16 protein-coding genes are annotated in these 14,665 nt (G+C 53.2%); 7 read left to right on the forward strand and 9 right to left on the reverse strand.

From position 1 onward, the window contains the following. Positions 1-5: 5 nt before the first annotated feature. The 3 genes from ruvB to NA624_RS16360 form a co-directional block, all read right to left on the reverse strand. A complete protein-coding gene (gene ruvB / locus NA624_RS16350) occupies positions 6-1,016 on the reverse strand; it encodes a Holliday junction branch migration DNA helicase RuvB (protein WP_000568502.1) in 1,011 nt (336 codons plus the stop codon). Positions 1,017-1,024: 8 nt separating this feature from the next. After that, on the reverse strand, positions 1,025-1,636 hold the full coding sequence (ruvA, locus tag NA624_RS16355) for a Holliday junction branch migration protein RuvA (protein WP_000580333.1): 612 nt from the start codon (positions 1,634-1,636) through the stop codon (positions 1,025-1,027). 358 nt (positions 1,637-1,994) lie between these two features. Beyond that, the gene (locus NA624_RS16360; RefSeq protein ID WP_001550270.1) at positions 1,995-2,687 is read right to left on the reverse strand and encodes a hypothetical protein; all 693 of its coding nucleotides are present in this window, start codon (positions 2,685-2,687) and stop codon (positions 1,995-1,997) included. 208 nt (positions 2,688-2,895) lie between these two features. On the opposite strand from NA624_RS16360, the gene NA624_RS16365 reads away from it, so the two are divergent. Continuing rightward, on the forward strand, positions 2,896-3,495 hold the full coding sequence (locus NA624_RS16365; protein WP_000716750.1) for a YebB family permuted papain-like enzyme: 600 nt from the start codon (positions 2,896-2,898) through the stop codon (positions 3,493-3,495). Between the two features lies 1 nt (position 3,496). Here NA624_RS16365 and ruvC read toward each other — a convergent pair whose 3' ends face one another. From ruvC to aspS, 4 genes are all read right to left on the reverse strand, one after another. Beyond that, positions 3,497-4,018, reverse strand: a complete 522-nt coding sequence (gene ruvC, locus NA624_RS16370) for a crossover junction endodeoxyribonuclease RuvC (protein ID WP_000022509.1) — start codon at positions 4,016-4,018, stop codon at positions 3,497-3,499. Positions 4,019-4,054: 36 nt separating this feature from the next. Beyond that, complete coding sequence (locus NA624_RS16375; protein WP_000907242.1) at positions 4,055-4,795, reverse strand: YebC/PmpR family DNA-binding transcriptional regulator; 741 nt, start codon at positions 4,793-4,795, stop codon at positions 4,055-4,057. Positions 4,796-4,824: 29 nt separating this feature from the next. Beyond that, positions 4,825-5,277: a dihydroneopterin triphosphate diphosphatase gene (gene nudB, locus NA624_RS16380; protein ID WP_000653693.1), complete on the reverse strand. Its 453-nt coding sequence runs from the start codon at positions 5,275-5,277 to the stop codon at positions 4,825-4,827. A 102-nt stretch (positions 5,278-5,379) separates the two neighbouring features. Further along, on the reverse strand, positions 5,380-7,152 hold the full coding sequence (gene aspS / locus NA624_RS16385; protein WP_001258631.1) for an aspartate--tRNA ligase: 1,773 nt from the start codon (positions 7,150-7,152) through the stop codon (positions 5,380-5,382). 324 nt (positions 7,153-7,476) lie between these two features. Here aspS and NA624_RS16390 point away from each other — a divergent pair, with 324 nt between their 5' ends. Genes NA624_RS16390 through cmoB form a run of 5 tightly spaced genes read left to right on the forward strand, consistent with a single transcriptional unit; the run spans position 7,477 to position 11,058 of the window. Continuing rightward, entirely contained in the window at positions 7,477-8,043 is a 567-nt protein-coding gene (locus tag NA624_RS16390) for a hydrolase (protein ID WP_000916144.1), read from the forward strand. After that, positions 8,040-8,858, forward strand: coding sequence for a DUF72 domain-containing protein (locus NA624_RS16395; protein WP_000639226.1), 819 nt, complete (start codon positions 8,040-8,042; stop codon positions 8,856-8,858). The genes NA624_RS16390 and NA624_RS16395 overlap by 4 nt, the downstream gene beginning before the upstream one ends. 52 nt (positions 8,859-8,910) lie before the next feature. Continuing rightward, complete coding sequence (locus NA624_RS16400) at positions 8,911-9,306, forward strand: MAPEG family protein (RefSeq protein WP_000252975.1); 396 nt, start codon at positions 8,911-8,913, stop codon at positions 9,304-9,306. Between the two features lie 40 nt (positions 9,307-9,346). After that, positions 9,347-10,090 (forward strand): carboxy-S-adenosyl-L-methionine synthase CmoA, encoded by a 744-nt coding sequence (gene cmoA, locus NA624_RS16405; protein WP_000019609.1) that lies wholly within the window; start codon positions 9,347-9,349, stop codon positions 10,088-10,090. Continuing rightward, the gene (cmoB, locus tag NA624_RS16410; protein ID WP_000569026.1) at positions 10,087-11,058 is read left to right on the forward strand and encodes a tRNA 5-methoxyuridine(34)/uridine 5-oxyacetic acid(34) synthase CmoB; all 972 of its coding nucleotides are present in this window, start codon (positions 10,087-10,089) and stop codon (positions 11,056-11,058) included. The genes cmoA and cmoB overlap by 4 nt, the downstream gene beginning before the upstream one ends. Before the next feature lie 235 nt (positions 11,059-11,293). On the opposite strand, the gene cutC is transcribed toward cmoB, so the two are convergent. Both cutC and NA624_RS16420 read right to left on the reverse strand, forming a co-directional pair. Then, on the reverse strand, positions 11,294-12,040 hold the full coding sequence (gene cutC / locus NA624_RS16415) for a copper homeostasis protein CutC (protein ID WP_001185770.1): 747 nt from the start codon (positions 12,038-12,040) through the stop codon (positions 11,294-11,296). A gap of 19 nt (positions 12,041-12,059) precedes the next feature. Beyond that, positions 12,060-12,629, reverse strand: coding sequence for a VOC family protein (locus NA624_RS16420; RefSeq protein ID WP_000024796.1), 570 nt, complete (start codon positions 12,627-12,629; stop codon positions 12,060-12,062). A 236-nt stretch (positions 12,630-12,865) separates the two neighbouring features. Here NA624_RS16420 and argS point away from each other — a divergent pair, with 236 nt between their 5' ends. Beyond that, the gene (gene argS, locus NA624_RS16425; protein ID WP_001025363.1) at positions 12,866-14,599 is read left to right on the forward strand and encodes an arginine--tRNA ligase; all 1,734 of its coding nucleotides are present in this window, start codon (positions 12,866-12,868) and stop codon (positions 14,597-14,599) included. The last annotated feature ends 66 nt before the right edge of the window (positions 14,600-14,665 follow it).

Consider the following 14,665-nt stretch of genomic DNA (forward strand, 5'->3'; position numbering starts at 1 on the left):
AGGCGCTAAGGCATCTCTGGCGGCGTGATCCCGAAATGGTTCCAGGCGCGCACCGTTGCCATACGCCCACGCGGCGTGCGCTGCAAAAAGCCTTGCTGAATCAGATACGGCTCCAGCACATCCTCAATGGTTTCACGCTCTTCGCCAATCGCCGCCGCCAGGTTATCCAGTCCCACCGGGCCACCGAAGAATTTATCAATAACCGCCAGCAGCAGCTTGCGATCCATATAGTCAAACCCTTCCGCATCGACGTTCAGCATATCCAGCGCCTGCGCGGCAATTTCCGCTGAAATAGCCCCGTCATGCTTCACCTCGGCGAAATCACGCACACGTCTGAGCAGGCGGTTGGCTATACGCGGCGTACCGCGCGCCCGACGCGCCACTTCCAGCGCGCCGTCATCGCTCATCTCAAGCCCCATGTGCCTTGCGCTGCGCCCGACGATGTGCTGCAGATCGGGCACCTGGTAGAACTCCAGGCGCTGCACAATACCAAAACGGTCGCGTAGCGGGGACGTTAACGACCCGGCGCGCGTCGTCGCGCCAATGAGCGTAAACGGCGGCAGATCGATTTTAATTGAACGTGCAGCAGGCCCTTCGCCAATCATAATATCCAACTGGTAATCTTCCATCGCCGGATAGAGTACTTCTTCCACCACCGGTGAAAGCCGGTGAATCTCATCAATAAACAGCACATCATGCGGTTCAAGATTGGTGAGCATAGCCGCCAGATCGCCTGCTTTTTCCAGCACCGGGCCGGACGTGGTTCGGAGATTGACGCCCATTTCATTGGCAACGATATTCGCCAGAGTCGTTTTACCTAACCCTGGCGGGCCGAAAATCAGCAAGTGATCTAGTGCATCGCCACGCAGTTTTGCCGCCTGAATAAAGATCTCCATCTGGGAGCGCACCTGCGGTTGGCCGACATATTCCGCCAAAAACTTCGGGCGAATGGCGCGATCGGCGACGTCTTCTGCGATCGTGGCGCCTGCTGAAATCAGGCGATCTGCTTCTATCATCCTTTACCTCATAACGCGGCGCGTAACGCGTCGCGAATCAGTGTTTCACTGCTTGCATCCGGACGGGCGATCTTGCTTACCATCCGACTGGCTTCTTGCGGTTTATAACCCAGCGCCACCAGCGCAGCAACTGCTTCTTGTTCTGCATCTTCCGAGCCTGGGCTGGCCGGCGATGTCAATACCAGATCGACCGCTGGCGTAAAGAGATCGCCATGTAGCCCTTTAAAGCGGTCTTTCATTTCGACAATCAGCCTTTCGGCGGTTTTCTTGCCGATACCCGGCAGCTTCACCAGTGCGCCAAGCTCTTCGCGCTCAACCGCATTCACAAACTGCTGCGCCGACATGCCGGAGAGAATCGCCAGCGCCAGCTTAGGCCCGACGCCATTCGTTTTAATTAGCTCTTTAAACAGCGTGCGCTCTTGCTTATTGTTGAATCCGTACAACAACTGCGCATCTTCACGCACCACAAAGTGGGTGAAGACGATTGCCTCCTGCCCGGCCTCCGGCAGCTCGTAAAAGCAGGTCATAGGCATATGTACTTCATAGCCTACGCCCCCTGTCTCCAGCAGCACGATCGGGGGTTGTTTTTCGAGAATAATGCCTCTGAGTCTGCCTATCACATGACGCTCCTGCGTAAAGGGCTGAAAAGATAATGCACTATCATAAAAAAAGACTGGATGTTTATCCAGATGAAAAACACGTATCCCGATATTTCTCTACTCCGACAACCCGCGATAGCTAACGACGGGTACGCTCCCCGCTGCGTACAAAATAAGTCGTACACTCATTGACAATTTTTTGCGTCCTACGCGAATAACTTTTTGCCAACATGCCGTGGCACACGTTCGGTAGTCTTCAATAATGAGTATCCTGATAACACTAATACTGTATCCAGTACGAATGCCAACAGCGGAACATCGGGCCTCCCAAAAACAGACCCGAGAATAGATGTAATAATATTAACCACTAGCGCTGAATTTAATCGCATGTTGTTTTATCATCGCGCATAACAGATTTTAATTCACCATGACACAATAAATATTGTGCAAACTCATTTTTCATGCCATCGAAATTCACGGCTGGCATCCCTTCTGAATAATTATAATAAATATTCACATACTCTTCGCTACTAAAAAGTGCCTGTCGTTTTGCTGCTAACCCACGACCTTTTGCTGCAATATACTGGAAGCAGTGGCCGCTGGCGCCACAGCTCCGCCCATCATCAACAATATATATATCGGCAGCGTTAAACAACTGTTCCAGCCAGCACTGGCGAATCGTTCCGGCCGCACAAACCAAAAATAATGATGCGCTAATCATCCACCCGGATTTTTTTACCGATGTCATAGCCAGGAAAGCCATAAAGCACGCTGCCTGCAGGCACAAAACCAGTTCTTTATTCCCGGCAACCAAATGCCACTGGTTAAATACTAAGGTAATGAAAACTGAACTCAATGTTGCCAACAGTCGGGTTCTGAACCGCCTGGCAGGGAGAAGTAAAAATAATAATGAAATCGTCCCTGGCTTTAATAAAAAAACAACGGTATTAGCCTCTACCATATCAATACTCAAACAATAACAAAAACTAATAAACAGATGAAAGATAATAGCAACAAAAATATAAGAAAAATAAAACATCCAACCTATTCTCATTGGTCTATCATCAACCACGTCATACTCCCTGTCAATATGAGAGATCAGATGATGAGAAATTTACCACCTTAATTCCCCTCAGATATATTTGCGACATTAATTCCAATAAATGAAATATTCACCATGCATATTTCGATGACACTAAGGCTTGTCATTTATCTGGTATAATGCTAACTACCCTGTAGAATAAATAAAAGGAATTTATTTCAAATAATGGAATGCAGAGATGAAAAAACATTATTCTGTCCAATATGAAACCGGGGATATCGTCTTTACCTGTATAGGTGCCGCGCTTTTCGGCCAGATATCTACCGCTTCACAGTGCTGGAGCAACCATGTTGGGATTATTATTGGTCATAATGGTGATGACTATCTGGTGGCGGAAAGTCGCGTCCCCCTCTCAACCGTCACCACGCTGTCACTGTTTATACAACGTTCAGCCGGACAACGTTACGCGGTTCGTCGCCTGTGCGGCGGCCTGACGGTCGAACAGAAACTCGCCATCATGGAACAGGTTCCCGCCCGGCTGAATAAGTTTTATCACACGGGGTTTAAATATGAGTCATCGCGCCAGTTCTGCTCGAAATTTGTGTTTGATATCTATAAAGAAGCATTGTGTATTCCGGTAGGCGATATTGAGACATTCGAAGAATTGCTTCACAGCAATCCTGATGCGAAACTCGCCTTCTGGAAGTTCTGGTTTTTAGGTTCAATCCCGTGGGATCGTAAGACGGTGACGCCCGCCAGCCTGTGGCAACATCCCAATTTAGAATTAATTAGCGCCTGTGGAATTGAAACCCCTCAACGCGAGGCTGAGGGAGAATGATTTAGCGCAACCTTCCCCGCGCCAGATTGAGTCGGCTCTCGCTCATTTGCATCGCGTTCTGGCTAACATGGCAATGCGTAATGGCGATAGCCAGCGCATCTGCGGCGTCTGCCTGCGGGTTAGCGGGGAGCTTCAGCAACGTGCGCACCATATGCTGTACCTGGCTTTTTTCCGCGCTACCAATACCGACGACAGTTTGCTTCACCTGACGTGCCGCGTATTCAAACACAGGCAGTTCCTGATTGACCGCGGCGACAATCGCGACGCCGCGCGCCTGTCCCAGCTTGAGGGCTGAGTCGGCATTTTTCGCCATAAACACTTGTTCGATAGCAAAATAGTCCGGCTGGAACTGCGTGATGATTTCCGTCACGCCTGCGTATATGAGCTTCAAACGAGACGGCAAATCATCGACTTTGGTGCGAATACATCCGCTGCCCAGATAGGTCAGTTGTCTGCCTACCTGGCGGATAACGCCATAACCGGTAATGCGCGAGCCGGGGTCAATACCGAGAATAATCGACACGCTATCCCCCCTGCTCGCAGGCGTTTAACAGCACCATTACAGGGTCGCCGCCACCTCATCAGAGATCTCACCGTTATGGTAGACTTCCTGGACATCGTCACAGTCTTCCAGCATATCGATCAGACGTAGCAGTTTCGGCGCGGTTTCCGCATCCATATCCGCTTTGGTTGACGGGATCATGGACACTTCGGCGCTGTCCGCTTTCAGACCCGCCGCTTCCAGCGCGTCACGCACTTTGCCCATCTCTTCCCAGGCAGTGTAAACATCAATCGCGCCATCATCATAGGTCACAACATCTTCCGCGCCAGCTTCCAGAGCGGCTTCCATGATGGTGTCTTCATCGCCTTTCTCAAAGGAGATGACCCCTTTCTTACTGAACAGGTACGCCACTGAACCATCGGTACCCAGATTACCGCCGCACTTGCTGAAAGCATGACGCACTTCCGCTACGGTACGGTTACGGTTGTCGCTCAGACACTCAATCATAATGGCCGTGCCGCCAGGACCATAACCTTCATAGATGATGGTTTCCATGTTCGAGTCTTCATCACCGCCCACACCGCGAGCGATGGCGCGGTTCAGAGTGTCGCGGGTCATGTTGTTGGCCAGCGCTTTATCTACGGCCGCGCGCAGACGCGGGTTGGCATCCGGATCGCCGCCGCCCAATTTAGCTGCCGTTACCAGTTCACGAATAATTTTAGTGAAGATTTTACCGCGCTTGGCATCCTGCGCAGCTTTACGATGTCTGGTGTTGGCCCATTTACTATGACCTGCCATAAATATTTCCTCAAAAAAAGCGAGCCTTTTCAGGCGACGTTAATGACAAACTCTTCAATCGCTTGCCGGTTACTCCAGGACTTGGTAAGCGCCGCCGCGTCAGGCGCATCAAGCCACTGGTACGTCAGATGTTCAGTGAATATCACCTGCCGCTCATGCGGTAACGCAAGGCAGAACCAGAATTCTGTATTGTGCATGACGCCCGGCGCATAGCGATGACGTAAATGTGAAAAAATTTCAAACTCCACCGTACGTTGGCAGTCGATTAAGGTCAGTTGCTCTGCCGCAACATCAATCGTGACCTCTTCTTTGACTTCACGTACGGCGGCCTGCAACGCGGTCTCCCCTTCTTCTATGCTGCCAGTCACTGACTGCCAAAAATCCGGGTCATCGCGTCGCTGCAACATTAGCACCCGTTTCGTATCCTGCGCGAAAATAACCACCAGGACCGAAACGGGGCGCTTGTACACTTTATCCTTCACGCGACCTCGTTGTTGGCTGTTGGGTGACGCCGCGCATTGATGAGACTCCCCCTTGCGGGCCGCCGCGATATCACGCGAATGATGTCGTGTACATTGTTCATATCAGTTATTCTCGGCTTTCTTCACAACCTGAATCCCCAACTCCGTCAACGCTGCCTGGTTGGCGAAACTCGGCGCTTCGGTCATCAGACACGCGGCGGCGGTCGTTTTCGGGAAGGCGATAACATCACGAATATTGTCGGTGCCGGTCAACAGCATGGTCAGACGGTCCAGACCAAACGCCAGGCCCGCATGCGGCGGCGTACCGTATTTCAATGCATCCAACAGGAAGCCGAACTTCTCGCGCTGCTCCTGCTCATTGATACCAAGAATACCAAATACGGTTTGCTGCATTTCACCGTTGTGAATACGCACCGAACCGCCGCCCACTTCATAGCCGTTAATCACCATATCGTAAGCGTTAGCGACGGCTTCTTCCGGCGCAGTTTTCAGTTCAGACGCCGTCATGTCACGCGGAGCGGTAAACGGATGGTGCATCGCGGTCAGACCGCCTTCGCCGTCGTCTTCGAACATCGGGAAGTCAATCACCCACAGCGGCGCCCATTTGTCTTCGTCGGTCAGGTTCAGGTCTTTGCCCAGTTTCAGACGCAGCGCGCCCAGCGCATCGGCAACCACTTTTTTGTTATCTGCGCCGAAGAAGATCATGTCGCCGTCCTGCGCGCCGGTACGTTCAAGGATGGCCTCGACAATGTCGGCGGTCAGGAACTTGGCCACCGGACTGTTAATCCCGTCCAGACCTTTCGCGCGCTCGTTAACTTTGATATATGCCAGGCCTTTCGCGCCGTAGATCTTAACAAAGTTACCGTAATCGTCGATCTGCTTACGGCTAAGCTGTGCGCCGCCCGGCACACGCAGCGCTGCCACGCGGCCTTTCGGATCGTTAGCCGGGCCCGCGAAGACCGCGAACTCTACCGATTTCAGCAGGTCAGCGACATCTACCAGCTCCATCGGGTTACGCAGGTCTGGCTTGTCGGAACCGTAACGACGTTCCGCTTCGGCAAACGTCATTACCGGGAAATCCCCCAGATCCACGCCTTTCACTTCCAGCCACAAATGGCGCACCAGCGCTTCCATCACTTCGCGCACCTGTGGCGCGGTCATAAAGGAGGTCTCGACGTCGATCTGAGTAAACTCCGGCTGACGGTCAGCACGTAAGTCTTCATCACGGAAGCATTTTACGATCTGATAGTAGCGGTCGAAGCCGGACATCATCAGGAGCTGTTTGAACAGCTGCGGCGACTGCGGCAGCGCGTAGAATTTACCTTTGTGCACGCGCGAAGGCACCAGATAGTCGCGCGCGCCTTCCGGCGTGGCTTTGGTCAGCATCGGCGTTTCAATATCAAGGAAACCGTGATCGTCCATAAAACGACGCACCAGGCTGGTAATTTTGGCGCGGGTTTTCAGGCGCTGCGCCATTTCCGGACGACGCAAATCCAGATAGCGGTACTTGAGACGCGCCTCTTCGGTATTAACGTGGTTAGCGTCAAGCGGCAGTGAGTCTGCGCGGTTGATGATAGTGAGAGAGGACGCCAGCACTTCAATTTCGCCGGTCGCCATATCCGCATTGACGTTTTTCGCGTCACGCGCACGCACGGTGCCCGTAACCTGAATGCAGAACTCATTACGCAGTTCAGAGGCCAGCTTTAACGCGTCCGCACGATCCGGATCGAAGAACACCTGCACAATACCTTCGCGGTCGCGCATATCGATAAAGATCAGGCTGCCAAGATCACGACGACGGTTGACCCAACCACACAGAGTCACCTGCTGCCCCACGTGGGACAGACGTAGCTGTCCGCAATATTCTGTACGCATGAGATATCCCTTAACTTAGCCGCAGGCGGATTGTTGCCTGCCATGCAGGCGACGAAGTCGCAGCTTTAGCTGTATGTCACAACTGGATGAAAAAAGGCGGCTATTATACTGGAAATTCTGCCGCACGATAAGAGTCAATCCAGCATGGGAGCGATAACTTGCCCGTTTCATGCGGTATCGACGCCTGGTTCATACTGACTGTACCCGGGTTTTTCACGCGGGTATTGCGTATGCTCACAAAAATTAACAATATTTGTCGCCGCTTTCCTCTTTAATCGCGCTTAAGGTGTAGTGAAATCCGCTATTTTTAGGAGAGTGATTATCATGCTGAAACTCAACGCGACCACAACCGCCCTGGTGGTTATTGATTTACAGGAAGGAATTCTTCCGTTTGCCGGCGGCCCGTATACGGCAAATGAGGTGGTCGCCCGCGCCGCGCGGCTGGCGGAAAAGTGTCGTGCCAACGGCTCGCCCGTGGTTATGGTACGCGTCGGATGGTCTGATGATTATGCCGAAGCGTTAAAACAACCCGTGGATGCCGCAACGCCTGCGCACGCGTTGCCGGAAAACTGGTGGACCTGGCCTACGGCATTGGGTAAAAAGGACAGCGATCTGGAAGTGACTAAACGCCAGTGGGGCGCGTTTTACGGCACCGACCTGGAATTACAGCTTCGCCGCCGGGGTATCGACACCATCATATTGTGCGGGATCTCAACCAATATCGGCGTCGAATCCACAGCGCGCAACGCCTGGGAGTTAGGATTTAACCTTATTATTGCCGAAGATGCCTGTAGCGCCGCCAGCAGTGAGCAGCATCAGAGCAGTATGACGCATATTTTCCCGCGCATTGGCCGGGTACGCAGCGTAGAGGATATTTTAAACGCCTTATGATCTACATTGGCCTGCCGCAATGGTCGCACCCGAAATGGGCGCGGCTCGGCATCACTAGTCTGGAAGAGTATGCCCGCCACTTTAACTGCGTGGAGGGCAACACCACGCTTTACGCGCTGCCGAAAGCGGAAATTGTCGATCGCTGGTATGCGCAAACTACGGACGATTTCCGTTTTTGCTTTAAATTTCCCGCCACCATTTCTCACCAGGCCGCTCTGCGCCATTGCGACGATCTGGTACAGGCGTTTTTTACCCGCCTGGCGCCGCTGGAAACGCGTATTGGCCAATACTGGCTGCAGTTGCCCGCCGCCTTTGGACCGCGCGATCTCCCCGCCTTATGGCAGTTTCTTGATGCGCTCCCCGCCACGTTTACCTATGGCGTAGAAGTTCGTCATCCGTGTTTTTTTGACAAGGGTGAGGATGAACAGCGGCTCAATCGCGGGTTACACGCGCGCGGCGTAAACCGCGTGATCCTGGATAGTCGTCCGGTTCATGCCGCCCATCCCCACAGCGAGGCCGTCCGCGACGCGCAGCGAAAAAAGCCCAAAGTCCCGGTACATGCAGTCGTGACGGCTAGTCATCCGATGGTGCGTTTTATCGGTAGCGATAATATGGCGCAAAACCGTGAATTTTTCGCCGCCTGGTTGCAGAAACTCCCGCAGTGGCGGCAGACCACCACGCCTTTTCTGTTTTTACATACTCCGGATATCGCGCAGGCGCCGGAACTGGTGAATACGCTTTGGCATGATTTACGCAGCGTCTTACCGGAAATCGGCACTGCTCCGTCCATTCCACAGCAATCTTCTCTTTTCTGAAAATGCCCCCTATCATAGACAGTGCCATCAGCCATTTTAAAAGGGAGTTTGTATGGTAAGCGCGCTGTATGCCGTTTTGGGTGCGTTATTATTAATGAAGTTCTCTTTTAATGTCGTTCGCTTGCGAATGCAGTACCGTGTCGCCTATGGCGACGGCGGTTTTAGCGAATTGCAAAGCGCCATCCGTATTCATGGCAACGCGGTGGAATATATTCCTGTCGCGCTGGTGCTGCTGCTGTTTATGGAAATGAACGGCGCCGAAACGTGGATGGTGCATATCTGCGGCATCATTTTAATCGCCGGTCGGCTGATGCATTATTACGGTTTTCACCACCGCCTGTTCCGCTGGCGGCGGGCGGGGATGAGCGCGACCTGGTGCGCATTGTTGCTGATGGTGCTGGCAAACCTGTGGTATATGCCCTGGGAGTTGGTTTTCTCCCTGTATTAGCGCACAATATGCGCCTTTATTTTTCCCGGATGTATACGTTATGTCTCACCGCGACACGCTTTTTTCTGCGCCTATCGCCCGTCTCGGCGACTGGACTTTTGATGAACGAGTAGCCGAAGTTTTTCCCGACATGATTCAGCGTTCGGTACCAGGCTACTCCAACATCATCTCCATGATCGGCATGTTAGCTGAACGCTTTGTGCAGCCGAACACGCAGGTCTACGATCTGGGCTGCTCGCTGGGTGCCGCGACGCTGTCTGTTCGGCGTAATATCCGCCATGAGCATTGTCGCATTATCGCCGTCGATAACTCCCCGGCCATGATTGAACGCTGCCGCCGTCATATTGATGCGTATAAAGCGCCTACGCCGGTTGAAGTCGTTGAAGGCGATATCCGCGATATCACTATTGAAAACGCCTCGATGGTGGTGCTGAATTTTACCCTGCAATTCCTTGAACCTGCCGAACGCCAGGCATTGCTGGATAAGATTTACCTGGGGTTGAATCCCGGCGGCGCGCTGGTACTGTCGGAAAAATTTAGCTTTGAAGACGCGAAAGTGGGCGAGCTGTTATTCAACATGCACCACGATTTTAAACGCGCTAATGGGTACAGCGAACTGGAGATCAGCCAGAAGCGCAGTATGCTGGAAAACGTGATGCTCACCGACTCGGTGGAAACACATAAAGCGCGCCTGCGTCAGGCGGGTTTCGAACACAGTGAACTGTGGTTCCAGTGCTTTAATTTCGGGTCGCTTGTCGCGTTAAAAGCCGGAGTTGCCGCATGATCGAGTTTGGTAACTTTTATCAGCTCATTGCTAAAAATCATCTCTCCCACTGGCTGGAAACATTGCCCGCGCAGATTGCCGCCTGGCAACGCGAGCAGCAGCATGGCTTGTTTAAACAGTGGTCGAACGCGGTAGAATTTTTACCGGAAATTACGCCCTGGCGGCTGGATTTACTGCACAGTGTCACGGCGGAAAGCGAAACGCCGCTCAGCGAAGGTCAGCTAAAGCGTATTGATACATTGCTGCGTAATCTGATGCCGTGGCGTAAAGGCCCGTTCTCGCTTTATGGCGTAGATATTGATACCGAATGGCGCTCCGACTGGAAGTGGGATCGCGTACTGCCGCATCTGTCAGATTTAACCGGCCGGACGATCCTTGATGTCGGCTGCGGCAGCGGCTATCACCTGTGGCGGATGATTGGCGCGGGCGCACATCTGGCGGTCGGCATCGATCCTACACAGCTTTTCCTCTGCCAGTTTGAGGCGGTGCGTAAACTGTTGGGTAACGATCAGCGCGCGCATCTGCTGCCGTTAGGCATTGAACAACTCCCGGCGCTGAAAGCATTTGATACCGTCTTCTCGATGGGGGTGCTTTATCACCGTCGCTCGCCGCTGGAGCATCTGTGGCAGTTAAAAGATCAGTTGGTCAACGAGGGTGAACTGGTACTGGAAACGCTGGTCGTCGACGGCGACGAAAATACCGTTTTGGTGCCGGGTGACCGCTACGCGCAGATGCGTAACGTCTATTTTATTCCTTCCGCGCCGGCATTAAAAAAATGGCTGGAAAAATGCGGCTTTATTGACGTGCGTATCGCCGATGTCTGCGTCACTACCACCGAAGAGCAACGCCGTACCGAATGGATGGTTACCGAGTCGCTGGCCGATTTTCTTGACCCGAACGATCGCAGCAAGACGGTGGAAGGCTATCCCGCCCCGCAGCGCGCGGTGCTGATTGCGCGTAAACCGTGATGGATTGCCGAATGACCGTTACGTATAGCACCGTTTCTCCAAAATAGTTCAAGTTGCAGCAAGGCGGCAACGCAGCAAATCCCCGGGAACGTAGGTAGTTACGTGACCGGGGTGCGCGAGGCGGCCAACGCTGCTGCGGCTTGAAATATGAAGGAGAAAAAAAGGCCCCTGTTGAATTGGCAGGGGCCTGGTACGAGCAAGCATCATATTGGGCGACATGATGCAACGGTAAAAATCATTTGGCCTGATGGCGAACAATGATTCCTTTCATTTCAGCGACCGCCGCACCCTCTACCCTATAGCGAGAATACTCGTCCGCCTGTATATCGGCAGACATCGATAACCCCTGATTGCGATAGCGCATCGGCGAAGGCAATAAGACTCCGGCGGAACTGTGTACTTCCCGTACTCCGGCATCGAGGAAATTCTGCAGGTTATTTGCACGAACCCCCGCACCAGCCATAATGGTTGGAGCATCCCCCTGGGCAATAAGTTCCATAATTATTGATAAACCTTGCGCCGCATCGGCTTTTTGTCCGGAAGTCAGTACTCTTGCTACGCCTGCGTCAGCCAGATTCTTTAGCGCATTGAAGGGATTAGCGCACATATCGAAGGCGCGGTGGAATGTCACCGCCAGCGGCCCGGCCGCCGCCATTATTTTTTCCATTCGCGACATATCGACATCCCCATCAACGGTCAACACGCCAGTAACCAGCCCGGGAAAACCCAACTCTCTGACGAGGCGGATATCTTCCAGCATGGCGGCAAATTCGCCGTCAGTGTAATAAAAATCCCCGCCGCGAGGACGAATAATCGGATGCACGGGAATCGTAATATGCTCGCGCACGCTGCGTAAGACGCCGAAAGAAGGCGTAAGCCCCCCTTCTTTCGGCGCGGCGCACAGTTCGATACGATCCGCGCCGTTTCGCTGCGCGGTGAGCGCGCATTCCATGCTGTAACAACAGATCTCAAGTAACGCCATATTCACTCCGCTCGGCAGGTTAATGGGCCGCCTGTTCGCTGGCGACAATCGCTTCAATCGACCATGGATGAAATTTTACCGTGACGCGGCCATCGGTCACAGCCAGCGTAGGGTTTGGCAAACGTTCATGCTCGCCCTGTGGCGAACTGGTTTTAACCACGATCCCCGGCTGACTAAGCCCCTCATCCGACAACAACGCCAGCGCCCTCGCGTTCAAGGTCTCCGGCTCGCCGGGCAGCACGATTTCAATATGCTCCCACCCTTCGTGTGGATAGCGTTTTTCTCCCGGCCACGGTAATTCAATAACAGAAAACCGCCAGTGTTCCACACATACCGGTTCATGCAGTTTAAACAGACAAATCGGCCTGCCGTTGATGATATTTTCCGACAGTAGCTCGCCGCATTGTTCAAAACCGCGACGCCAACGCTCCGCCGTCGTATTCTGGTGACAGCGCAATGAAATGTGATCGGCCTCAAGGGCGCTAATCTGCAGACCAAGGCGAGTGGAAAGTTCTCTGAACGCCAGAGTGAATCGCGGTAAATCTGCGGAAATATCATGCAGTTCATCAATGTGTTGCCAGTTCGCCATATCAGGACGCTCTTCTTGCTGTGAAAACCGCTAATTTACGCTGTTGCGCCCCGGCAACCAACCTTTGATTTGATTGGGCGTTTATTGAATGCTTATGCAGATTATTGTTGCGTATATTTCAGGCGACGCGCCGCGCGCGCAATGCTGACGCCAACGGGCATTTGCAGTATACTCCCGCCCTAATTCTTAAACTGGCGCGGGCAATACAGTCCGCTTCATAAACGTAAGGTATTCCGGTGAATATTCAGGCTCTTCTCTCAGAAAAAGTTAGTCAGGCCATGATTGCTGCAGGCGCGCCTGCAGATTGCGAGCCCCAGGTTCGTCAGTCAGCCAAAGTTCAGTTCGGCGACTATCAGGCCAACGGCATGATGGCAGTTGCGAAAAAACTGGGTATGGCCCCCCGACAACTTGCAGAGCAGGTGCTGACTCATCTGGATCTCAGCGGCATCGCCAGCAAGGTTGAAATCGCCGGCCCTGGCTTTATCAATATTTTCCTCGAACCGGCTTTTCTCGCTGAACAGGTGCAACAGGCGCTGGCCTCCGAACGTCTGGGCGTTTCTCAGCCGACTCGTCAGACAATTGTCGTCGACTACTCCGCGCCCAACGTCGCGAAAGAGATGCACGTTGGTCATCTACGCTCCACGATTATCGGCGATGCGGCAGTACGCACGCTGGAGTTTCTGGGCCATCATGTTATTCGCGCTAACCACGTCGGCGACTGGGGCACCCAGTTCGGTATGCTTATCGCCTGGCTGGAAAAACAGCAGCAGGAAAACGCGGGCGACATGGCGCTGGCGGATCTCGAAGGATTCTACCGCGATGCGAAAAAGCATTATGACGAAGATGAAGCGTTTGCCGAGCGCGCGCGTAACTACGTCGTCAAATTGCAGAGCGGTGATGCCTATTTCCGTGAGATGTGGCGTAAGCTGGTTGATATCACGATGACGCAAAACCAGATCACCTATGATCGTCTGAACGTCACTCTGACGCGTGACGATGTGATGGGCGAAAGTCTGTATAATCCGATGCTGCCGGGCATCGTCGCCGATCTGAAAGCCAAAGGACTGGCGGTTGAAAGCGAAGGCGCAACGGTGGTTTTCCTTGATGAGTTTAAAAACAAGGAAGGCGACCCGATGGGCGTCATTATTCAGAAGAAAGATGGCGGTTATCTGTATACCACTACCGATATCGCCTGCGCCAAATACCGTTACGAAACGCTGCACGCCGACCGCGTGCTCTACTACATTGACTCCCGTCAGCACCAGCACCTGATGCAAGCCTGGACCATTGTGCGCAAAGCCGGTTATGTGCCGGATTCCGTTCCGCTGGAACACCACATGTTCGGCATGATGTTGGGTAAAGACGGTAAACCGTTTAAAACTCGCGCGGGCGGTACGGTGAAACTGGCGGACCTGCTGGATGAGGCGCTGGAGCGCGCGCGTCGTCTGGTGGCGGAGAAGAACCCGGATATGCCGGCTGACGAGCTGGAAAAACTGGCTAACGCCGTCGGTATTGGCGCGGTGAAATACGCCGATCTGTCAAAAAACCGCACCACTGACTATATCTTCGACTGGGATAATATGTTGGCTTTCGAAGGCAATACCGCTCCTTATATGCAGTATGCCTATACGCGTGTGCTGTCTGTTTTCCGTAAAGCGGACATCGACGAGCAGGCGCTGGCGAGCGCGCCGGTTATCATTAGCGAAGATCGCGAAGCGCAACTCGCTGCCCGTCTGCTGCAGTTTGAAGAAACCCTGACGGTGGTCGCGCGTGAAGGTACGCCGCACGTCATGTGCGCGTATCTGTATGACGTCGCCGGGCTGTTCTCCGGCTTCTACGAGCACTGCCCTATTCTCAGCGCCGAGAATGATGCGGTTCGCAATAGCCGCCTAAAACTGGCGCAACTGACGGCGAAGACGCTGAAACTGGGTCTGGATACGTTGGGTATCGAAACCGTAGAACGCATGTAAACGCGTCGTCGTTAACATCATCAGGCCTGATTCCGGGGAACGGACTCAGGCCTTTTTATTGCCACA

Source organism: Salmonella sp. NW38, assembly GCF_051807745.1.
GTDB classification, from domain to species: domain Bacteria; phylum Pseudomonadota; class Gammaproteobacteria; order Enterobacterales; family Enterobacteriaceae; genus Salmonella; species Salmonella enterica.